General features: G+C 34.5%; 11 protein-coding genes. 1 reads left to right on the top strand and 10 read right to left on the bottom strand.

What is annotated here, in order from left to right; all coding sequences use genetic code 11:
* Positions 1 to 13: 13 nt before the first annotated feature.
* The 7 genes from EV144_RS07135 to EV144_RS07165 all read right to left on the bottom strand — a co-directional run bounded on the left by EV144_RS07135 (position 14) and on the right by EV144_RS07165 (position 14,055).
* Positions 14 to 1,543 (bottom strand): RagB/SusD family nutrient uptake outer membrane protein, encoded by a 1,530-nt coding sequence (locus tag EV144_RS07135; RefSeq protein WP_208326838.1) that lies wholly within the window; start codon positions 1,541 to 1,543, stop codon positions 14 to 16.
* A gap of 33 nt (positions 1,544 to 1,576) precedes the next feature.
* Positions 1,577 to 4,600: a SusC/RagA family TonB-linked outer membrane protein gene (locus EV144_RS07140; RefSeq protein WP_134147417.1), complete on the bottom strand. Its 3,024-nt coding sequence runs from the start codon at positions 4,598 to 4,600 to the stop codon at positions 1,577 to 1,579.
* Positions 4,601 to 5,129: 529 nt separating this feature from the next.
* On the bottom strand, positions 5,130 to 6,722 hold the full coding sequence (locus EV144_RS07145; RefSeq protein WP_134147419.1) for a solute:sodium symporter family transporter: 1,593 nt from the start codon (positions 6,720 to 6,722) through the stop codon (positions 5,130 to 5,132).
* Between the two features lie 3 nt (positions 6,723 to 6,725).
* The gene (locus tag EV144_RS07150) at positions 6,726 to 7,742 is read right to left on the bottom strand and encodes a GntR family transcriptional regulator (protein WP_134147421.1); all 1,017 of its coding nucleotides are present in this window, start codon (positions 7,740 to 7,742) and stop codon (positions 6,726 to 6,728) included.
* Between the two features lie 59 nt (positions 7,743 to 7,801).
* The gene (locus tag EV144_RS07155; RefSeq protein WP_134147423.1) at positions 7,802 to 10,006 is read right to left on the bottom strand and encodes an alpha-galactosidase; all 2,205 of its coding nucleotides are present in this window, start codon (positions 10,004 to 10,006) and stop codon (positions 7,802 to 7,804) included.
* Between the two features lie 18 nt (positions 10,007 to 10,024).
* Positions 10,025 to 11,998: a sialate O-acetylesterase gene (locus EV144_RS07160; RefSeq protein WP_134147425.1), complete on the bottom strand. Its 1,974-nt coding sequence runs from the start codon at positions 11,996 to 11,998 to the stop codon at positions 10,025 to 10,027.
* Positions 11,999 to 12,003: 5 nt separating this feature from the next.
* On the bottom strand, positions 12,004 to 14,055 hold the full coding sequence (locus tag EV144_RS07165; RefSeq protein WP_243854630.1) for an alpha-galactosidase: 2,052 nt from the start codon (positions 14,053 to 14,055) through the stop codon (positions 12,004 to 12,006).
* 456 nt (positions 14,056 to 14,511) lie between these two features.
* Between EV144_RS07165 and EV144_RS07170 the strand changes: the two genes are divergently transcribed.
* Positions 14,512 to 17,193, top strand: a complete 2,682-nt coding sequence (locus EV144_RS07170) for a T9SS type A sorting domain-containing protein (RefSeq protein WP_134147427.1) — start codon at positions 14,512 to 14,514, stop codon at positions 17,191 to 17,193.
* 74 nt (positions 17,194 to 17,267) lie between these two features.
* Here the strand turns inward: EV144_RS07170 and EV144_RS07175 are convergent, their stop codons facing one another.
* From EV144_RS07175 to EV144_RS07185, 3 genes are read right to left on the bottom strand one after another with little or no spacing between them, the layout of a single operon-like run.
* A complete protein-coding gene (locus EV144_RS07175) occupies positions 17,268 to 21,980 on the bottom strand; it encodes a hypothetical protein (RefSeq protein ID WP_243854631.1) in 4,713 nt (1,570 codons plus the stop codon).
* The gene (locus EV144_RS07180; RefSeq protein WP_134147429.1) at positions 21,980 to 23,686 is read right to left on the bottom strand and encodes a hypothetical protein; all 1,707 of its coding nucleotides are present in this window, start codon (positions 23,684 to 23,686) and stop codon (positions 21,980 to 21,982) included. The genes EV144_RS07175 and EV144_RS07180 overlap by 1 nt, the downstream gene beginning before the upstream one ends.
* A 13-nt stretch (positions 23,687 to 23,699) precedes the next feature.
* On the bottom strand, positions 23,700 to 25,043 hold the full coding sequence (locus EV144_RS07185) for a PKD domain-containing protein (RefSeq protein ID WP_134147431.1): 1,344 nt from the start codon (positions 25,041 to 25,043) through the stop codon (positions 23,700 to 23,702).
* Positions 25,044 to 25,100: the final 57 nt, after the last annotated feature.

Here is a 25,100-nt window from a genome sequence, read left to right on the forward strand (position 1 = left end):
ATCTTAATCGATATTAATATCCTGGGTTTTGATCTTCTGGATTAATATCTTCATTTTGTAAAATTTCTGTCAACGGAATTGGATATCTGTTATTAAAATCAGCTATTGTACCGCTTTGTGCAGCCCATTTGTTACGTGCTTTTACATATTGTACCAGTTTGCCTGTACGAATAAGATCCATTCTTCTCCAGCCTTCAAAAGCAAGTTCACGCATACGTTCGTCCAGAATACGCTCTCTAAAATCAGCCTGAGAAAGTCCGCTCCAGTTCATTCCAGCTGGCAAAGTTCCGCCAAAAGCACGTGTACGAACCTGATTTACATATCCTTCAGCATCACCAGTACTTCCTAATTCGTTTAAACATTCTGCATAGCAAAGCAATACATCAGAATAACGCATATAAAGTTTGTTTTTTCCTGAGTTCCAGAAAGATTGTTTTCCGTCGATACGAATATCTTCATACTTTTTTACGTGTGGATCTAATTCGTCGCCGCCAAAACCAGAAGGAATTGTTGGCACTTTTCCTTTATAAGTAAAATCATAACGAATACTTGCATCTTTACGAGTATCTCCAGCTTCCCAAATACCGCCGTCTACTTTGTTTTGGTAACAATATTTTGTTGGTACTAATAAATCGTATCCTCCAAAATAAGCGTATTGATATATGTTTGCAATTGCTCTAGATCCTGTCTGCCATTGTATTTGGTTGTTGTCCGGGTAATTGTTGTTGAATTGAAATTCGTAAAGCGATTCTGGAGAATTAGCATGATCCGGGCTAAAAACATCAGCATAATTAGATAATAAACTGTATTTTCCAGAAGTTATAACTTTACCAAACCATTCTTTTGCTGTAGTATAATTACGAACACCTGATGCTTCTGGTGCGTATAAATATACTTTACCAAGTAAGGCCTGAGCAAGATATTTTACAGGAAAAGCTTTATTGGTTTGTGTCGTTGGTAAATTAGCTTCGGCTACAGTAAGATCGTTTATGATGTAAGTATAAACATCTTTTAGCGGTTGTCTTTTATACCCTAATTCTTTGGTATGTGCTTTGTCCAAAATCGGGATTTCTCCCCAATACTGCGCCAATTCAAACATTAAACTTGCTCTGATAAAGCTAGCTTCACCAAGCAGGATATTTTTACGGGCAACATCTGCTTCTGTATTATTGTTTAGTGCAAATATTGCTTGCGCCGCACTGTTTACAACCGGCCAGCGTGACTCCCATTGTTCTGCCAATGCTGTGTTTTCTTCAGAAAGATATCCGTTGTAATAATCTAATCCCGCTTGTCCCGGAGTTGTCATTACCTGAAATGCACCTTGCTGCGTTTCGTCTGTTCCTAATTGAAACATTAATCCTCCTCTGTCTTTTTGTACGTTTCTCCAAGAAGAATACATTCCTAAAAGAAGCGGTTCTATATTATCCAATTTCGAAAAAGCCTGCTCTTCGGTAAGAGAAGTATTTGGATCCTGCTCTAAAAAATCACTGCAGGAAGCAAAAAGCATTAGTAATGCCATTGCTGATAAAATTTTTACTTTCATAATTATATTTTTAATTATTATCGAAATTTATTTTTATAATGAAACATTTAAACCTAAGACAAACATTCTTGAGTTAGGATATCCATCTCCTCCTTCTGGGTCGTATCCTTTGTATTTTGTGATCGTAAATAAATTAGATCCTGTAACATAAAGGCGAAGATTTTGAAGGTAAACTTTTTCTAAAAGCTGGCTTGGCAGATTGTATGATAATGTAAGCGCATTTAAACGTAAGAATGATGCATTCTGAATCGCTAATGATGTTTCATAACTGTTGAATCTTCCACCGCCATAATAAGCTCTTGGTACATTTGTATCCGTATGCTCTGGTGTCCAACGATCTAATAAATCGGTGTGTGCAGCGCTCATTCCGCCAGAACTCATGTAACTTTCGTAAGCAGAACTAATTCTTCTTCCTCCAATAGAGTAAGCAAAAACAGCGTTTAATCCGAAACCTTTATAAGTGAAATCTGTTGCAAAACCTCCGTATAAATCAGGATCTGTATTTCCTACTACATAACGGTCTTGGTCATCAATTTTACCATCTTTGTTTCTGTCTACAGGAAGAATATCTCCTGGCTGAACGCTTCTTCCTCCAAAATTAATTTTACTGATTTCGGCCATATCTGCCGTTTGAGCAATTTTATCGAATTCAAAAACATAAATTGAGTTGATCGATTTACCTACGAATAAATTTCCTGTTCTCTGAATTTCAACTCCAGTGTAACCGCCTTTGTTGTAAATTGCATCGGTATCTCCGTATAAAGCTGTAATCTTATTTTTGGCAGATGAAATGTTTCCGGAAATATCCCAATTCAAATCATTTGTTTTTAAGATTTTATAATTGGCACTAAACTCAAAACCTTTGTTTACCATTGTTCCTACGTTGTCTACCATATTTTTAAATCCAGTTATAGTAGAAAGTGTACGAACCATTAATAAATTTTCGTTTTTGATATTGAAATAATCTAAGGTTACAGAAAATCTGTTATCTGAAGTTGCAAAGTCTATACCGCCATTAAATTGCTTTTGTCTTTCCCATTGTAAATCAGGATTCCCTAATCTTCCGTCTGAGTTATACGTTACAGTTCCGTTTGTAACTGTTGGTCTGTATTGGCTCACATAACCATAATTTGGAATGTTTTGATTTCCTGCAATACCGTAACTTCCACGAAGTTTTAATAATTTAATGGATTCTACAGATTGTAAAAATTCTTTAGCAATATCCCAGCCTAAAGCTACAGATGGGAAAGTTCCCCATTTGTTATTGGCTCCAAAACGAGAAGAACCATCTAAACGAGTTGTAACTGTTGCAAAGTATTTTTTATCGTACGAATAATTTAATCTTCCTGTATAAGATAATAATGTTGTTGTGATAAAATCTGAACCTAGCGTGAAGTTTGGTTTTTGCGAAGCTCCATTTAAGTACATATAAGTAAAATCATCTGAGGCAAAACCTCTTGCATCTACTTGTGTGTAATTGTTTGTGTTTTTTTGAACAGAAAAAGCTCCAAGTGCACTAAAATCGTGTTTACCAATTACTTTACTATACGTTGCTGTATTATCCCATTGGTAATTCAGTTCGCTATATCTGTAATGATTTGCATCTCCGTTTGCAGCATTTCTAATAGATTGTCCTGTATCAATTGGCTGATAAGAGAAGTTTGCCTGATCTGTAATATCTACAGAAAAAGTAGTTCTTAAATTTAATCCGTCTGTAGGTTTGATGTTTACAAAGTTACTAGACATTAAACGATTCTTAGAACTTGTATTGTCGATTGTCAAACTTTTTATAGGGTTGTAAGCGTCTGTATTTAATACATCTCCGTATTTTAAATACGTTGCATTTGGGTCAATTGGCAATAATGGATTTGCTCCTAATGCATTACCAAAAGCACTTCCGTCAATGTAACTTGCAATACTTCTTGAAAAAGTAGTATTTGTACCTATTTGAAGCCATTTTTTAACGTCTTGCGTCAGGTTGATTTTTCCGTTGTATCTTTTGAAAGATGAATTTTGAAGAAGTCCGTCCTGATCTGCGTAGTTAAAACTCACAAAGTACGAACCTTTTTCACCACCTCCGGAAAAAGAAAGATTGTAGTTTTTCTGAACTCCTGTACGAGCTACTTCGTCTAACCAATTATAACTTTTTCCTGTTCTGTAAGACTCTAATTCGTATGGGGCAAATACTGTAGAACCGTCAGATTTTATTTGATTGATGTAAGCATTACGATCAGCATTAGGATTTTGGTCCATATATTGATTGGCAAAAGCATCTACTCTAAGATCAAATAATTGCTGACCATTCATTAATGGCAGTGTTTTACTAAACTCAGACATTCCTACCCAAGTATCAAAGTTTACTTTACCTTCTCCTTTTGTACCTTTTTTGGTTGTAATTACAACAACTCCATTGGCACCTCTGGCTCCGTAAATCGCTGTAGAAGAAGCATCTTTTAAGATATCGATATTAGCAATATCGTTTGGATTTATAGACTCGAATCCTCCGTCTATAATAAGTCCGTCAACAACAAATATTGGGTTTGTACCAAATTGTATCGAGTTATTTCCTCTAATTTTGATAGAACCACTTCCTCCAGGTGTTGTATTTTGTTGTACATAAACACCTGCCGCACGTCCCTGCAACGCCTGAACAGCATTGGCAGTAGGTGTTTCGAGTAATTTTTCTCCCGAAACATTGGATACAGCTCCCGTTAGGTCACTTCTTTTTACTTTGGCTCCTACTACAATAATCTCGTTTAATTCCTGAGTGTTTGGAACCAGGGAAACATTTAGAACGGAACTATTAGCAGCAGCACTTTTTGGCGTGAATCCGATGAAACTAAATTCTAAAGATGATCCGGGTTTAACATTGGTTATTTTGTAACTACCGTCTATATCTGTTGAGGTAGAGTTTTGTGTGCCTTTTACTAAAACTGTTGCACCAGGCAGTGGTAAATTTTCATTATCTGTAACTTTACCGGTGATGGTTTGGGAATAAAGTGTACCGGCGGACATCATAACTACTAAGAAGCATAAGTATCTTATTGCAATTCTCATAATGATTTGGTTTTTTAGTTAATAAATATTGAGTTAGTTTTTTTGAATATTGAGCATTGAAATAAAGAAAAGCAAGTTGACTTATACTATACTATACTACAACAATACAAACATACAAATATTTTCATAACATCCAAATTTATGTTTTAAGAATTTGTTATTTTTTTTGGGTATTTTTTTCTGCTTTACCATAAATACATGTTCTAAAAAATGAAAAAAGAAATAAAGGCAGAAATAAAATAAAGAAATCTCAGACAAAAAAGATATAGCAAACTTTAGTTTGTCATTTCGACGTAAGGAGAAATCGCACTCGGGATTCGGCAAAGATTGGATAATTCACTTTGAGGAGTTTCTAGTGTGATTTCTCCTTACGTCAAAATAACAAGATTAAGGAAAGGCTAGAGAATTGTTACGGAGTTTCTTGCGGAGATTTCTCCTTACGTCGAAATGACAAAATTGTCGATATATCTTGTGTTATACGTACGGCAAGTGCATCACTACATAAAACCTTAGAATCTTAGAACCTTCCCTAAGCTATTCCCCATTTTGAGAATAAAACAAAAATACCAACCATACCAATTAAGAGAGCGGTAAAATACCAATAACGGTTTTTCCAAGGCGATAATTCAACAGATTCTAATTTGATTTCGGTGTAGTGATAATTAGGATAAAACTTCGAAACAAACAACATGCATCCTACTGTAAAAAGGAATAATATTGCCAGCATGTGCAAATAATGAAGTTGAATATCTAGTATATAATTAAAGATTACATAACTTAAAATAAAGAATATCATTCCGATTTTGGCAGCTTGAGGCGGTACTTTTTTAGATATAAAACCAATTAGAATTATGGTAAAAATTGGCAGGCAGAACATTCCCGCAAGTTGTTGCAAATAGGTATAAAAACCAGCTTTGCTAAACAATATAAACGGTGCAGAAAACATGGCTAAACCAGAAACAATTATTTCAAATTTACGTCCTGTATAGACCAAATGTTTTTCTGTAACTTCTTTATTTCTTTTTTCTAACCACGGCTTATAAAGATTAAGTACAAACAGTGTACTGCTGCTGTTTAATCCTGCATTAAAGGTACTTATAGCTGCCCCAAGAACAACGGCCGCTGTTAAACCAATCATGATTGAAGGCAGTGTATCTTTTACTACCAGAGGAAAAACCTCAGCTGTATTTTCAAGATTTTTATACAAATGAACTCCCAGTAATCCCGGAATATTAATAATAAAAGGACATAAAAGTTTTCCTAAACAAGCCAGTCCCATACCTTTTTGACTGTGAGATAAACTTTTTGCCGAAAGTGCCTGCTGCACAATAAATTGTTCCATTCCCCAATAGTACAGGTTCATGATAAACATACCTGTGAAAATAGTACTAAAAGGTATCTCATCGCTTTGGGTTCCAATGGAATTTAAATGTTCTGTATGCTGAGAAAGTAATACATGAAGTCCTTTTGACCAATCGCCATTACCTAAAAATTTAAATCCGAAGTACGGAAAAGCAATACCAATAGTTAAAAATCCGATACTCAAAATAGTATCACTAATAGATATAGCTCTTAAACCTCCCAAAACCGAATAAGCGCAGCCTGTTAATCCGATTAGCCAAACCATGATCCAGATGTTCTGCCAATACGTTAATTGTAAAGGCTGTAAAAAATTGAACATTCCCGTAAGGGCAACTGCTCCTCCATACAATACTGCAGGAAGCAAGTTTACGATATAACTGCACAAAAATACAATTGACACTAATTTTTTGGTAGAATCGTCGTAGCGTTTTCCTAAATAATCCGGAATTGTCATGGCTCCGGTACGAAAGTAAATAGGCAGAAAAAACTCTGCAACAAGCAGCATGGCAAGCACAGAACTAACGCCCCATGCTATCACGCTCATGTTGTTGGTATAAATAGATTCGTTTTCGCCTATAAATTGATTTGCACTAATGTTGCTTAACAATAATGCTCCTCCGACTATAAGAAAATTGTTGTTGTGATCTGCAAAAAAAAGCCCTTTTGTGGTTTGTACCTTTTTTGTTCTGGTTTTTATTCCCGATATTAAAGCAATCAGACCTGTAATTAGTAAAAAACTAATAATGGACAAAATACTCATAAATTACAACGAATTTCTATCAACGAGAACTGTTGGTATAATTTCCTGAATCTTTTTACGGTCTAAAACAAAATTGGCCGCTTTTTTTCCCATTTCAGAGAAATCTGTAGAGAATGTTGTTACGCCGTCAAAGATGATTTCTTTTACGATATCATCATTATGCGAAATAAATCCGATGTCGGTGCCAATCTTAAGTCCTTTAACTTTAGAATCTTTAAGCATTTCCCAAAGTTCGAGATTGTGAATTGTAAAATATACTTTTCCTTTTTCCAGAGAACCCGATACGTATTCTTCTTTAATAACGCCTTTGATATTGTAATCTTTCATGAATCTTTTAAATGAATTTAAAATTTCATCAGGTTCTGCAGACGATGGTTTAAAAAAGAAAATGATCTCGTCGTATTTTTTAATTTTATCTTTTAGCTGCACAAAAGCATTGTAAGACGAATCTCCAAACTCTTGTGCAACATAATTATAATCTTCTTCTGTTTGTATATAACGGTCAACCAAAAGTACTCTGTTGGTTGGCAGTTGTTTTAAAACCGCAGGCGTTTTTTTACTCGGAATTGGTGCAATTACAAACATTCCGTATTTGCCTTTTATACTTTGAATAATGTTTTCGAAAGTATCAAAATTATTGTGGTGAAAGAAAATATCGAGCTGAATATTTTTACCCAAACCTTTTCTGAAATTCTCGTAAAACGTTTCCTGAAAAATATCAAAAGCAAAGATAAGCAGTGCTACTTTTAGCTCCTGTTTTACATCATTGGTCGCGACAAAATAACCCAATCGGTTTTTTGATTCGATAATTCCTCTGTGAACAAGTTCTTTGTAAGCCTTTGCAATTGTTTCTCTGGCAAAACCTAATTCACTTATAAAAGTATTGACAGATGGTAGTAAATCACCTTTTGAAACTAATTTTTCTTCAATGGCGTTTATTATTCCCTGAACCAACTGCTCGTGCTTTGATAACGAATTTACAGTTTCAAGGTTCTTTATCTGTTGAATAATTTGCTTCATAAACGTTTTAATAGGTATTTATTTAGAATATAATACAAATATATACTAATGTTTGATATTTAAGCCTTTGTAATTTTTAAAACAACACTGCTATTATTTGAATTCACATTTGGGTTAATTCCAACCTGCATTAAGAAATCTCCCGAATAAACTGCAGTTTCTACCGCCGCTTTTTTATCTGGATAAATATTGATTTCTTCTACTTTATAATTTTGACCCGCTTGTAATCCTTTTAGTTTAATAGGTAAATGTGTCCCTGCTTCGTATCTTGAATTTACCAAATAAGTAAAGACTACAGCTTCGTTACCATTTTTATTGACAAACATTACCGATGCAGCTTCATTTCCCCATGGATTTTGCAAACGGTATTGATCGCCCTGCCAGATTGTACTGCTCAATTCGCCATAATTTTTGATGGCTTTTTGGGTATAGGCTAAATCTTTTTCGTTTAGATCTTTTACTACAATATCAAAACCAAGTCTGCCCATCATGGCAACATCGATACGGTATTTTATAGGTTGTTTTCCCCAATCGGTAACGTGTGCAGCGATGGTTAATGCTGGATAAAAATACGAGTATTCCCATTGCATGTACACGCGCTCTAAAGGATCTGTATTGTCACTTGGCCAGAATTCTGTAAAATATTTAAGCGCTGCATAATCTACTCTTCCGCCGCCACCAGAACAAAGCATCATTGGTACTTTTGGATATTTTACTCGAATACGCTCCAGAACTTTGTAAAGTCCCGTTACATAATCCGTATAAAAATTAGATTGTTTGTCTTTTAAATTAGACGAATACGCATTGTAAATCACCGCATTACAATCCCATTTGATATAAGCCAATTCTGGATTTTCTGTAAAAAGATTATCTACAACTCCATAAACAAAGTCCTGAACTTTTGGATTTGATAAATCTAAAACCAATTGATTACGGAAATAATGTTCTGTTCTTCCTGGTTGTTTTACAATCCATTCCGGATGTTTTTTGTATAAATCACTCGCTGGATTTACCATTTCCGGCTCAATCCAGATTCCAAATTTTACCTGATTGTCTTTGGCTGTTTTTACTAAAGTCCCGATTCCGTTTGGAAGTTTCTTTTTGTTTACGTCCCAGTCTCCCAAAGCAGCATCGTCATTATTACGAGGATACGTATTTCCAAACCATCCGTCATCCAATAAAAACATATCTACGCCTAGTTTTTTAGTATCGGCGATAAGCACTTTTAGTTTGTCTTCATCAAAATTAAAATAAGTTGCTTCCCAGTTGTTTAATAAGGTTAAACGGCTTCCTTTTCCGTCTAATATTTTATAATTTCTAGACCAGTCGTGCAAGTTTCTGCTCGCATTTCCTTTTCCTTTTGATGATAAAGTGTACCAAAATTTAGGTGTTGTAAATACCGTATTTTTAGCCAGTGAATAATTTGCAGCTGCATTATTAATACCCGAAATAACACGAAGATTATTTAACGGATCCAGTTCTAAATCGGTACGGAAATTTCCTGACCATTCTAAACCTGCAAACAAAACTTTCCCTTCGTCTTCTGTTGCTGGTTTGTCCAGCGATACCATAAATACTGAAGGCTGGAATAAATTGGCACGAGATCCTAATTTGGTATCTAATACTTTTATACCGTGAGTTAATTTTGTTTCTTCGGGTTGCATTTCTTTTGCCCAATCGCCATGATATTGATTCAGCCAAAAGTTGCTGTATCCTTTCAAATATAAATTTGCCGAAGCGTATTTATTTAAAGTAATATTTGCTTTTTCATTATGGGTAATAGTTGTCCATTGCTCGATAACATCTGTATCGTAATAAGCCTGAATAAACAGGTGAACTTCAATTGGATAAACTGGATCTTTTAGCGTAATTTCTGTTTGAGAAATTCCTGTTTCAATAGTAGTTGTTTTATGGCTTACATATAATAAATCCAATGATGTATTTCCGTCGGCATGTGTTACTGCAATTGCAGGTTCTAACAAGTTTTTAGAACCAGAAGGCGTATAAGCAGCATTGTAAATACCGGAATAATCGGTTCCCTGACGAAACTGATTTTGTATTTTTACATACTCTAAATCATTTGCTAATTTTTCTCCTAAATAAATAGTATTCACTTCTTTTCCTGGAGTTACTTGTAAAACGAGCGCATTGCTTTTTGTTTTAACTGCAATAATTTGCTGCGCCATAACAGGACTGCAATAACTCGCCAGAATAAAAAATGCTATCGTAAATGACTGCCTTAAAGTTGTAATGGATTTTTTCATTTTATTATATTTTTATGTCTATTTCTTTTTTTGTGTTATGCCCGGCCAAAGATCTGTTCTAAAAGAAGATGCCGGCAATCCAGATATATTGGTTAAATTCCCGTTTGGATTATCTGCCCAATTGTATCTTACGGCTGCTGGATTTGGAACTTCTTTTGAAGAAACCTCAACTTTACCGTTTACTATTTTTGCTTCTGCCCAATAAAATTTTTGATCTGTTCCTGCAACAGAAAAACCTTTAAGAACGTTGTCTTTGGCTTTTATACTTTCATTAAAATCAAAATCTATTATAACTACATTTCCTTTTATAGTATAGGTTTTATAAAGCGGTCCTGAATAATTAATTTTGGTATTGTACAGTTTTGCCAAAGCAATATTCGCTAAACGATCTCCTACATCTTGTTTATTTTTTGGATGAATATCTTCTGCATTTCCAATATCGGTAATAACGGCCATTCCGGTATTGGGAACTGCTTTTAAAGTCTTGAATTGCGCTTCTCTCAACTCTGCCCAATCTGAATCTCCCGGCTGTTCTTTTTGTTGTTTGTAATTGGCCAATTGAACAAAGAAAAACGGCAGGTTTTGATCTTTAAACTGGTTTCTCCAATCGTTTATCAACAGCGGAAATAGGGTTTGATACTGATACGCTCTTTCTGCATTACTTTCTCCCTGATACCAGATTACGCCTTTTATTTTATAATCTACCGAAGGTGCAATCATCGCGTTGTAAATTGCGCTTGGTCTGTTTTGGCCTTGAGCCAAATATGGTTTTGCCGGAAGGTCTTTACTATCTGCGCCAATATTATATTTCCAGTCTCCGGCTAAAGAAATTGTTTCTTTGTCTGATTGTAATGCGATTTTTTCATCGCCATAAACTCCCCCATTTCCTGCTCCGTCATAAACTTTTATGGCAATGGTATTTTCTCCTTTCTTAAGAAATTGAGATGGAATCGTATAATGGCGTTCTACATTATAACCTTTAGTTTCGCCTATATAATTGCCATTCACCCAAATAACATCATCATCATCTGCGAAATAACTCAGGCTGAAATCTTTACTATTATCAGAAATAGTAAACTTTTTTCTGAACCAGACGATTCCATCAAAATTCGACATTCCGTTACTGTCAAAAAAAGAAGGCAGTTTCATTGTTTTCCATGATGAATCATCAAAATTGGGTGTTGCCCAAATTGCTTTTTCATGCTGAAATCCTTTATCTGTACTCGTAAGATATTTTTCCCACGCTGCTATTTCAGTATTGTATTTTTGTTGTAAAGCTTGTCTGCTTGTTTCCGATTTCATGGCTTCAATCTCAGCATCAAAATCGTGAATTGTGGTTAACGCTCCAGAACTTGTCCACGCTTCTATAAGCGTTCCGCCCCAGGAAGAATGTATTAAACCGATGGGAATATTTTTTTCTTTATAAATCTTTCTGGCAAAAAAATATGCTGTTGCACTAAAATCGGCTATCGTTTTAGGACTGCAGACATTCCATCCGTCGTGTTGTACTTTTAGTATATTTTGCGGTAAAGTATTTTCTATATGTTCTGCCTGTAATAATCTTATTTGCGGATAATTGGCGTTTGCTATTTCTTCTTTATAATTATTAATTTTTCCCCAGCCTTCTAACGGCATTTCCATATTACTTTGGCCGGAACACAGCCATACTTCGCCAATTAAAATATTGGTTAACGTTTTAGTTGTTCCGTCGTTAATCGTAATCGTATAAGGTCCGCCATAAACAGGTGTTTTTAAAACCACCTTCCATTTGCCGTTTTCAACATTTGTTTGGTATGTTTTTTTATCCCACGAACTTGTAACTGATACGGATTTCTGATCGCTTTCTCCCCAAAACGGAACTGCACTTTTTTGCTGCAAAACCATATTATCGGTAAAAAAAGACGGTAATTTTACCACAGCATTAGCGCTATTAGATACACTAATAAAGAAAATTAAAAGAACAATTCCGTTTTTAAAAAGATGCTTTTTCATGCTGATTAACGATTTACAATTTTAAACAAACGAGCATCTTTGGCACCAAGATTTAAATTAATGGTGTTGTTTTTTACCTCAACATTTTCCGCTGTAAAAACATCCTGCAATTTATAATTGCCATTTTTTACACCTAATCTTTCCAGAGGAAGTGCGTAATTTTTATTCGTTTTTCCGAAATTTAAAATACTGATATACCAGTCATTGCCTATTTTTTGTTCAAACACTTCGGTTGTTAGCTTTCCTGTATTTCCTTCTAATGGACGAAATGCCACACCATTTGCAACAATTTTAAGTAATTCTTTATTCTGAAGCCATTCTTTTGCGCGTACACTCCAAATACCCTCTTTACTGTAATCGTCTCCTGTGATTAATGTTCCTGTAATTACGGCTGAGATCAATCTTGCCCGATTTTCCTCTTCGGTTACATCGGCAAAAACTACATGATCGGCATCAATATAGTCATACGAATAGGTTTGCCACCAGCCATAATTTACACTATTTAGTGTGTATTGTGTATGCTCAATAGTTTTCCAAGCATCGCACGCAATACGACGAACGTGAGCGTAACGTGACGTTGCCATGTTTGGCGAAATTGCAGCATAAATAAGCATTTGCCCGTCTAAGGCATTTACCAAATGTTCCATTCCTACTTTATAAGCCTGCATTCCGGTTGTGACATTTTTATCGTAAAAAGAAGTAGATTCTGCTGCAGCATGTCCCAGAAAATCAATTTTAATCATTTTGAAGCCGCACGCTTTGAGTTTATTTATCACGTAATCAACACGTTTTTGCGTACCAGGATGTGTTGGATCAATTGCGCGTGCGCCATCAAAATCAAAATAAGTATTTCCGGTTTTAGTCCACATTTCACCAAAAGTATAATCGCTTCCTTCCGCTTTTCGGTTTGGTCCGCCTTTCCATCCCCAATCTGTAAAAGGTGCCCAGTATGCTCCCGGTTCTAATCCTTTGCTTTTACAATAATCTGCAAATTCTTTTAATTTGCTAAAATCTCCTGTAAATCCTCCTTTTACCATATTATCCCAAAAAGAATCGAGATCTATGTAAGCAGTATTTCCAACACGAAATTGCGGAATTGAGTTTGCAAAGAAATCAGCAACTTTTGTGGTATTTTCATAATTGATTTTTTCCATCAAAACTCCCCAGCTATTCCAGCCTACCGGAGTTGGTTTGTTCCATTCAAATACATACGGTTTTTCGATAATGCGGTTGGTTTTTGCATATTCTTCCATTCCATTTCTCCAATCAGAATAATAGCCTACGAAGAATTTTGGAGATGCTATTTTATTTCCTTTCAGCATTCCGTGTGCAATACTGTCACGTGTAATTTCTTTTTCTGAATATCCTGCCCATGCAGAAAATAATGATTCTTTATTTTTATTGATCGATTTTACAGCGCTTTTCCAAACAGTATGTTCTAAAGAACCAATTACAAAACCATTTCTGGATGTATTATTAAATAAGACTCCAACTTCTGAACTTGTATTATCTGAAATCGTGTCTAATTTTTTTGAATTATAACTAATGAAAGCATCATTATCATAAGGAACAAAAACAGTCTGCAGGTTTTCTGTTTTATCAAAAGTGATTTGTCCTAAATCTAATGGCGAAATATAATTTGTTGCCATTTGCTCGCCCTCATTCTGAATTTCTAATTGCGTAATAAAATAAGAATGCTGCTTATAAGTATAAAAACTTTGTTTAAGAGTTGGCAGGTTATTCTTTTTATAAACAAGTGTATATTTTATTCCTTTACCCAAATCGTCGGTGATTGGTTCTTTTTCTAAAGAAGCTGTTGTATAATCATCAGTAGAAATTGTTTTGCCATTTACTTTAATCGAAGCTTTTGCATTTGTAAAAATGTTTTTTCCAGATTGAATTACACTAATTGTTTTTTGCTTTCCATCATAAAGTATTGATCCATTTTTACCAAAATCTATTTTAATATTTTTTTGCGCCACAATTGGTACACAAAAAATAACCATTAATAAAAGTGATAAAAATAATTTTCTAACCGACAGAAAGTGTTGTTTCATTATATAATGTTTTAAATTCATTATCCTATTCTATACTACAATGATACAAATTAAAATTAATTTGACAAGGACTTCAAAAAAAAATGTTTGAGAACGCTTCCAAAAACTGATTTAAACATCAGTAAATCAAATTATTATTGCATTTAAAATATTTTTATTTTTTTTCTTCATAATTAAACCGATGCTAAACATTTTACTGTTAAGAAGCATTTTTCCACTCTTTTAGAAGCTTTTTGTTTTAAAATTTCATCTTTTAGTATAGAAAGTGATTTTGATTTATGATAAAAATGTAATTTTTTAATCCTCATCTAATAGCTGAAAATATAAACAAAACACAAATTAAGCTTTAAAAAAAAATAAAATCAATTAATATTTAACAATATACTAATATTTTTCTTATCATTGTAGCACAGTATAGTATAGTACTGCATTTTAACTAACTAAAAATGAAATATTATGCACGAAAAAATTACAAAACAGCGAACAGCAGGTAAAAAACTCCTGACAGTTCTATTTTTATTATTGACAATTTACAGTCAGGCTCAGACATATGAGTTTGAAAACGGAACTCGTACCAACAATGCAGATATACAAAACTGTGATTCCTGTTCGGGAAAAATAGTAGGTAACCTAGGAGGCAACAGCAGTGTTTCTGTAAATGTTACTACGACAGCTGCAGGCTGGTATAATTTACAGTTGTTTTATTGTACAGGCGATCCGCGTACCATTCGTTTAACAGCTGGTTCGGCTGCTGCAATTTCAATTCCATGCGACCCGAGCGGAGGCTGGAGCACAGCGGCTTCAAAAAATATAAGTGTTTATTTAAACAACGGAACAACTGCTCTTTTGTGGGACAATACAAATTCCTGGGCTCCCAATTTGGATAAATTTGTTCTTACACCTATCGCTGCCGGAAGTAATCAGACTATTAATTTTGGGGCAAACAATAGTATCGTTTATAATCTAACTTCTAAGACTTACAGTATAAAATTTAATGGAGCAACTGTAATTACCAACGCATCTGCTTCTGCAAATAGTGATCAGCAATATATAAGCGGTAATTTTGCTTCGGCAGTGTACACTTCAGAATCTTTTACGGATAATATTGGCAGCGGAACTAAGCATATTTTTACCTTAAGTGGGAATTATACTTTAGGTATGCAGCAGATTTTTTATACTTATATGAATAAAAATTATCTGGCGCTGCAGGTAGTTTTAACTGGAAATGGATCGAACTGCTATAGAATGTCGCCATTAACAAGTTATCAGGTAACTCCAAATTTTGGTACTGGAGATACAAGAGCTGTTTTTGTACCTTATGATAATGATGCATGGATAAGATACAATGCTTATCCATTGAATGCTGCTGATTTTACGGCATCTGAGGTTACCAATATTTATAACAATACCAACAGAAAAGGTTTGGTAATTGGTTCTTTGGAACATACTAAATGGAAAACCGGAGTTACGGTAAATGGTGGCGGTTCTTCATCGGCTTATGTTTCGGTTATTGCAGGATGGACAAAACAGGACATAACAAGAGATACCCGCGGACATGGCTGGGTAAACGTAGGGCAGACAAGTTGTCCTTCGCCAAAAATAATGATAAATGCCAACGATGACTGGAGAACTGGATTTGAAGAATTTGCACAAGCCAATGCTGCATTGCAACCCAAATATATTTTTGACTGGACGGCTCCAAAACCTATTGGATGGAACAGCTGGGGCGCTATGCAGACCAGCATTAATCTAACGAAAGCCAAAGCTGTAGTAGATTTTTTTCACGATGACTGTCCGGCTTACAAGACACAAGACAATACTTTATTTATTGATCTTGATTCTTATTGGGATAATATGACGGATGCTCAGCTGGCGCAATTTGTTACTTATGCAAAAAGCAAAGGTTATAAAGCCGGTATTTACTGGGCTCCATTTGTGGATTGGGGCAAATACAATCGTCAGGTAGAAGGCAGTTCATATAATTACAACCAATGCTGGACAACTGTTAATGGAGCTCCATTTGAGCTGGACGGCGCGTATGCTATGGATCCTACAAGCCCTGGAACTAAGGCTAGAATAAAATATTTTATAAATCGTTTTAAAACTGCGGGATTTGAAATGGTAAAAATAGATTTTCTTACCCACGCCAGCATTGAAGCCGACAGTTTTGTTAATTATCAAATTCATACTGGTATGGAAGCGTATCAGGAAGGTATGAAGTATTTAGTTGATGAAATTAACGGAACCATGCTGGTTCAGGCTGCAATATCTCCGAATCTTGCAACTGGTCCTTTTGTACACATGCGACGTATTGCTTGTGATGCCTACAGCACAATAAGCGATACCGATTATACGCTTAACAGCACTACTTACGGCTGGTGGCAAAATCAGATTTATGATTATCTGGATGCTGATCATGTGGTTTTCGGAAATTCTTCTATCGGGCAGAATCGCGCGAGATTATTAAGCAGTGTAGTAACGGGAACAGTTACAAATGGTGATGATTTTTCTGTTTCCGGACAATGGAAAGCTACGGCGCAGAACCTTTTACAAAATAATGATGTTATGGACGTTGCCCGTGCCGACATGCACTTTATTCCTGCTGATGGAAATACCGGATACAACGCAGCCAATATTTTTTCGGCTGCACATAATAACATTACTTATGTTGCGGTATTTAACTATGGTAATACTTCAACAACTAATACTATTAATCTAAGTCGTCTGGGTTTGGGTTCTGGAAATTATACGGTTAAAGAATTGTATTCTGGTACTACAAGTACAACACAAAGTACATTAAGTGTTCAATTACCGCAGGCTGATGCTGCTTTGTACGCCATTTATCAAGGACCTATATTGAATACTCCTTCTTATAACTGGGGAGTTGCTTCTACCAATTATGTTTTTCCTAATCCGGCATCAACAAATTTTAGAATAAAATTTGATCACGCTATTAGTGGTCCGGCTGCACTCTCTGTATATGATCTGTCAGGCAAAGAGGTTTGGAAAACTTCTATCATTGCTGAGGATATGATTAGTTCAGAAATACCTGTGAGCGGTCTTACTAATGGGGTTTACTTGATAAAAGTTGTAACGCAAGGAAGTCCTGTTCAGAATTTTAAGTTTGTGAAGAAATAGGCAATTGTATTTTAAAACCTGATTTTTCATAAATAAAAAAAGACAACCAATTGGTTGTCTTTTTTTATTTATTTCTATCTAAATTTATTGTTGTTTTTAAACTTATACGTAAATTCTTTAGATTGTTTATTTCCTGGTAAATCATATTTCATTACAATTTCGTAATCGCCATAACGCATAAATAAATAATCACTGTTTAAGAAACGCTTTCCGATTGATAAACTGGCTGTAACTCCATCAACATAATCATTTATAATTTGATTATTTAAATCAATCCAATCTTCTTTATAAATCAAAGGTAAGTTATACTTGTATGGAAAATTACTTTTTGTCCAAGACTGGTTGACATCATTTTCAATACTTGTTATGTAATAAGCATTCAGCGGAATTGCCTTAGCAGGAATTATTCCCAATTCACTGGTATCTCTATTTGTAATAGAATAACTTCCATTTAACGGATAATCTCTATACAAATAAGGATATATATCTGTCATGTAATATTCGTCATTAAGTTTAGACTGAGCACTAATAATTGGCTTATTATCACTGTAATTTACTCCCTGCAACTCGACAATATCAAAAGCTTCCTGACTTGTGATTGTATTAGTTAAATAAATAACATCTGAATATAATACTCCAAAATTGTAATTTTTTGTTGATATCGCATCCATTTTAGAGTTAAACGTTTTGTATTTACTTGTTGTAAAGGCATAAGTCAAACGCTCAATATCACCTTCTGATTTTGAAACTGCATCTGCTTGATTTTCCCTTATTGATATATCATTTCCGCTATCGCTAATTGTATTTGTTTTTTCTGCTGCAACAGCATTATTCTGCTGTCCGGCTTTTAAATTACTAGCAATTAAAAAATTATATTTTTTCTCCTGATCTATATTTGGCAAATCATATGAAATCTCGTTGGAATTTGTATCATATTTAAATGCTGTAGTTTTCATATCAGAAGTGCCATTTTCATTTAATTTTACTTTAGTTTCCCATTTTGTGTCTTCAAATAAATAATCCTGACCTCGTTTAAGCTGAATGTAACCTTTAGGGTATTCATCTTCAAGAAAATATTTTTGTTCGACTACCGGATAAGAATATTTTACATTTGTGAGCGGAATATAATTTGGGGCTCCTCCTGTTGTAAAATCTCTTTCTTCTACTTCTTTCGCTACTTGTCCATCAACTTTTATCGGCTGAAAAACGCCGTTTATCATTTTTTGGAAACTTACCTCAACCTGAACTTTAAGCGGTTTGTTTGGAGGTAAAATATCCGTCGAAACAAAATTTGCTTTGTCTTTCATTGAACTCCATTCTATAGTTCCTGGAATTTCTGTTGTGCCGTCTAAAACCTTAAATTTCTCTAATATTACTTTATAAGTAACATCGCCTGCATCTTCAGGAATCACAAAAGCTTCGTTTACTTTCATAGAAAATGCTGCTTGTGGAACCGCAAAAACATCAATATCTGTTGAGCTCTGTTTTGGAGTTACATCTGTTATTAGTTTTATTCCTCCTAATGGCGACGCATTCTCAAATTGACATTCTTGTCCTATTTCTAGTTTGAATCTGAATTTTCCTTTAATTAATCCTCCCAAAATATTCATATTTCCACCTACATAACCACGCATCCAAAATGGGTTTGGCAATTTTGCTTGTAATAAAACCGCTGCTCCTCCTGAAATAATTGGCACTTTAAACTTTAAGAAAGATAATTTGACTCTTATTCCTAGTTCTCCTTGCAGGTACGCATAAGATTGTCCATTTGCATACCAGCCATTTATCCCCACTCGATCACCAGTATTAGAGCATCTGGCTTCCTGATAATCTTTTAGCATAATATCAAATCCCATTCCTGCCTGAAAACGGGCGTAGAACAATAAGAAACTTAAATCTCCGGTATCAAAATCTAAACTTGCTCCAAAGGCTAAACCTCCACCATTTGCCAATGAATTTTCGTCTCGCATATAATCTAATTCTTTGGCATCTACGCCCAGAATTTGTGCAACGATAGCCGGTGGCGGCGGACTTCCCGGAAGCAGTGTACCTGCCATAAAATAACTTGTTGTTTTTAGGTACATTCCTGCAACTCCTAGTTTTACGCCACATCTATCATCTGGAGTTCCCATATACATATACCAGTCTTGCGGGTCTTTATGAAAAATTCCCCAAACTGCTCTTCCGCCTGGTCCTGTTCCCGAAAGAAAATTTCCTGGTGTATTAATATAAACATCTGTTGTAGCATGCATAGAGTGATTCTGGAAATCAAACTCTACCGCAGCTGCCATTTTTATACCTACTGCAGCGGATAAATCACCTGGAATTGCTTCTTTTGCTTGTGGTATATATTTGCTTGCAAAGGATCCTGAAATATCGCTTTCTGTTACCCCCAAGAAACTTGTTTTTGAAGTAACATTTGAAGCTACTTTTCCCATCAAATCACCAACGTTTTTTAAGCCCGGTATTTTGGCCATAACATTGGCTTTTCCAAAAATAGCTAATCTGTTTACTCCTCCTTTTGAGTTAAACGCAATTTCAAAACCTGCTTCGCCATCACAAACGGATTCTGAACCAATACTAAAATAAATCAAAGCTTTAATTCCTAAATTTATTTTTTCATCAGGAGTATAACTTAATCCTGATGGAGAGAAATCTCCAATTGCTATATCTTGATTTCGATGCATTTTATAATAGGCACCTCCACCAAAACCATTAATCATAAAAGGGGATGGAACTGGAGGCCATTTTACTGCGGCATCAAAATACCAATATCTAAAAGTTTTACGCCCAAAAATTGCTTTAGCTTTTACATTGATCATATCTGCGATACCTACTTCCAGATCAGCATTAAAACCGTCTCCATATACAGGATCATCATCCATTAGGATAAGACCTCCTTTTATTGTTAACGAACTGAATTGACAATCAATATTAATCGCAGATAAATCTAATCCGTCATATTTACATCGCTGCCTAAAACCGTCATCATACATTTTGCCTTTTATCCCTATTCGGGCTGTGGCTCCTGCTCCAATAGCATCCATTAAATTAATACCTAAATCAAAATCGATCCGGGTATTATCTCCTTGTATCGCAACATTGATATTCCCAATGGAAACAGGAAAATTACTAAAACCAACAGTACCTTTGTAACCAAAATTCCTAACTGCAATTACTGGTGAAACGGTTTGCAATTGCAAGTCTTCAAACGTTAGACCTTTAAAATCTATCGTTTTTTTACCTTCTACTTCTGTTTCATCGGTAGCTTTTTTATTTGTTCCAAAAGATATTGAACCATTTAAATTTGCTTTGGGTAAAAATTTCCCGTTCACTAACTTTAATTCGATAGAACTATTGGGCAGCAGAACTGCTTTAGCTTTCCAAATATCAAATGCTATTGAATCTTTGGTAACAACAGTCAATCTCTGTTCTTCCATCGAAATAAAACCATTATACGCTAAGCCAAATTTCTTCTGTTTTGCTGTTGCTGAATCTTCTGTAGTCGCTTCCTTTTTTTCTGTTGGCTGTTTACTAATAGGCAACAGAATCTGGCCATTTAAATTTGCTTTTACAAATGTATTGGCCGCGATTGTAACATCAATATGATCTAAAGAATATGCCCATGATTTCTCTTGACTGGTAATTCCTTTATCAAGCGGAAAGACGTTGTCTGCATAAAAAGTTCCCGAAACCCCAAACTTATCAATAATAAGATTCTGTGCTCCAACCCTAATTCTTTGTTTATTTGATGCTGTATCTGATGTTTGAAATTCTTTTGGAAGCCCGACTTCAAAAGTTTGTATAAAAACGCCTTTCCAAGCTTCCTGACTTGGCATCAGCAAACCATTTTTTGTGTAATAATCCGGAAAAGAAACCGTTGGGTCATTTCTTAAATCACTTAAATCAAGTACGGCATTATTGACCAAAAATTGAAAATTACCTTCAAAATCTTTTCCGTTTCTTTTATCTTTTAAAACAAAAGGCTGTAAACTTACATTAACCAAAATATCGTTCCATCCGCCCGCAGTAAAACTAAATTCACCTCTTACTCTATTAGGAATTGATGCTGTAGCTCCGTTTGGATATGTAAAACCAATAGTTGTCTGGCTTTCATTAACAGTGTTTGACCCCGAATCAATTGGTAAAATTAAATCTCTTGAAAACTCAACAGCTCCAGAAATTTTCATTTCCTTAAACCCGTCGCAATCTATAGTAACGTAGGTAAGATCCTTAACATTTCCTGTTTCCATGTTAAAGCCACCGTAAAGTGAAACCTGCCATTTGTTTTCACTAAATGGAATGTCAACATTACCAAGCAGTACCAATTTTGCCTCACCAATAATCCCTCCCTGATGTGATAATTTTACATTATCTGCACCAAAAAACAAATGCATTGGCTCTCCATTATTATTTTTCTGAGGAATATCTACTCTACAAAAAACTGTTAGTGTTGTATATTCAGGTGAAAAAACAGCTTTTGTAATTCCGATCGAATATTGAACATTATTGATCGTATGACGTATCCCAACTGGCAATTCTACCAAATCTGCATTTGAGAATTGATCTACCCAATGCTTAGATTCTTCTATTTTAGTGATAGACCCCGAAGCTGCTGCAACTTCCTTTGAAGCAGTTAAATCTTGTGCATAAGAAAACTGAATTGAAAGTAAAACAAATAAAAAGTACAACCGTAATTTGATAGATCTTTTCATAGACAAATAATCCGTATTTTTAATAGAATTGAGCATGGCAATTTCTTTTTTATATTTTGATTCTAATTTCATTAGAAACTATATCCGTAATTAAAATTCAGCATTATATCGTTGTTTCCTGGTTTATTTGTTGAACTCCTAAACATGGAAATCATTCCTAATGTAAAATTGTGTTTTTTGAGTAACGTATAACTGTTGTTAAGTTTGACACCAAAAACAGAACTTGTGCTAATATCACTTTGGGTATTATTGTATAATAATCCAAAATTGGCATTCATTTTTTCTTTCAATAATTTCTTAGAAACACCAACAGAAGCTCCTAAAGATGAATTATCAAATTGACCAACTTGGTTATTAGTATAATTTAGAGAGCTATTTAAGGCTGTTTTAATTCCTAAAAAATTAATAGTATGTGCCAAATTATAGTTCTGAACAGTACTTGCCTGACCTTTTCTTATTATTCCTCCCTGTTCATTGGCCTGACCTGCAATACTATAATTAAAATTCATGTTTTGGTTTTTCTTTTTTCCAAAAGCGTAGGTTAGATTAAAGTTGGCATTTTGAGATAATTGTCTGTAATCTAATGTGTCTGACGCTACAACATTCGGATTATTTATAAGTTCAAATTGATCCAATTTTCTATTGGTATATGTTGAAAAATTAGAATAACTTCCAGTGAAATTAATCTGATCGGTAACTTTATAATTCATGTTTATTGAGCCTACAACTCGCTTAGAATCTTGCTTTTTTTCTTGTGCTAAATTGTCTCTTTGAAATCCTAAACTAGCATTTACTGTAATATTGTCTTTATAAAAAGGACGTGAAAACCGCATAGCAATATTTTCTAGATCATTATTAAAATACATTGCTCCGAGCGTATTGTAGTTAGGGTCTATACGTTCGTAAGTTAATCCAACAATACTTTTTTGAATCGAATAATCGAAATTAACATTTACGGCATTCAAATAATTTGTACTTTCTTTAGACGAAAAAAGCTTGTCTCTGTAATTTCCTCCTGAAATTGTTTTTGCTCGCGTATCATCTGTTAAAACAGATAAAGCATATTCAACATTAAAAGTCAAATCTTTCATTAAAGAAGTATTAAAACTCAAACTGTTTACCCAGTTTTCTTTTGGAGTAACGCTATTTTCATTTCCAGTAAATGTTATAGAATTTTCGTTGTCTTTAGCATAAAAACCAATCCAGCCAATTTTGTACTTTTCTTTTTCAAAGCTTGTTTTAATTCCATAACCAAAACGCTCATAAACCGGTACTGCTCCTATTCCCTCATCTTCATTTACAGCCTTTAATAATTGCCCTGCCATTAAACTAATTTTAAAAGGATTTCTTGGTGTAAGTTCCAGCCCAATTCCTCTAAAAGGGTGACCGCTCAAAGTATAAGGCGAAAATGTCATACTCACATTTCCGATATAAGCTTTAACCCATTTGTATTTGGGCATTATACAAATCCTGTTAAAATCAAAAGGAGCGGTATAACCCAAGTTATTTCCCTGATTGGTAATGCTGTAAAACACAGGAATATTAAAACTAAAAGCACTAATATTTAAGTTACCCGAAAGTAGATAAGTAAAAGGCTCACGAGAGTTTTGCTGATTTGAATTGTAAAATATAGTATTGGCATTAATACCACCAGTAACTTTAAAGTTCGGCTTATAAAATGTCTCTAAATCTACATCCTGCGCATAGGTATTTCTACTTACAAGACAAGCAAAAACAAGCAATAGCCGTAACAAATTCTTTTTATTTTTTATCGTCATTTGTCAGTCAGCGTTATTGTTTTTGCACTTTGATGTCACACAAAATATAGGAACTTGTTCCGTTTTTAACCATTTCTTTTATTTTAATAGCACCTTTTCTTCCATCTTGTGTTTTAAACAAAATTATTCTTGGATAGGTAAAACCAAATTCTTGTGCTCCAGATGCACTGTAACTTATATTCAGTGATTTTATAGTTGTATCATCTACCATTGCATCAAATTGTGTTTCTGTAAAATTCAAACCACAATTGCATAAGTTTTGAGAGTTTATAAAGATGGTGCTCTGTGCATTTTTCAATCCCAAGAAACCATAATTATTAACCTGATCTGGAGATATAAATTTATTGCTCGTAAAATTGCTGTTTAGACCTTGAAAAACAATGTCGATTAAACTGCTGTTTTGGTCATTAATTTCATTAGCCTTATACACTTGTCTTGTCGAAGTCGAGAACATTGCCCCAATATTATTATTGTTGTGAGCCGTATTTATTCCTAATTTAATATTAGAAAAAACACGCAGATTGGTATCTGATTCTACAGTAATTGCTGTAGAATATTTTTGACTTGTCTTATCGTTAGAAGCTTCTAAAGTAACCTGATGTAATCCTGCACTTGTAAAAGTAACTGTTGGATTTTCTTCCGTAGAAACAGCAGGTGATCCTCCTTCAAATGTCCATTTATAATTGGTTGCACTCACCGATTTATTGGCAAATTTAATAGTTACCGGCAACTGATAATCATCATCATTAAAATCAGGTTCATAAGCAAACAAACTCACTAAATATGGAGCAACATTTACAGTTTGAATCTGTTTTCGGGATTCAAATCCATTAGAAACTGTTAGTGTTATATTGTGATCTCCGGGTGTTGTAAAAACAACATTTGGAGGAGTTTTTCCTGAAAAAGAAGCTGGCATTCCATCCTGAAAATCCCAGGCAAAAGTCAATCCTTCGCCAGCCGTTGTATTTGTTAAAACTACTTCTACAGGCGAATAGGTACTTTTTAATACTTCATTTTTAAACTGTATATTAATTCCCTCTTTTATTACTACTGCTTTACTGATTTCTGTAAACTCTCCGTCTGCATTACTTGCACGCAATTTTATGGTATAAGTACCCTGTTTTGCATACAATATTTCGCCGGGATTTTTTAAAGATGAGGTACTTGGACTCCCGCCTTCAAATTCCCATTGATACGTATCTGCACCGGTAATTTTACTGTCGATATTGATAATAACAGGAACAGATTCATCTCCGCTTACATACGAGGTCGTAAAATCACCTTCTACAGCTATAACTGTTTCCTGATAACAAGAAGTAATAACAATAAATAAAAATAAGAGTAAAGTTTTTTTCATTCTGGTTGTTTTGAAACCACTGCACTTTTTGGGGTTGCAGTGGTTTTTAAGTATTTT

Origin of the sequence: Flavobacterium sp. 270, from assembly GCF_004368785.1 — a bacterium.
Taxonomy (GTDB): Bacteria; Bacteroidota; Bacteroidia; order Flavobacteriales; family Flavobacteriaceae; genus Flavobacterium.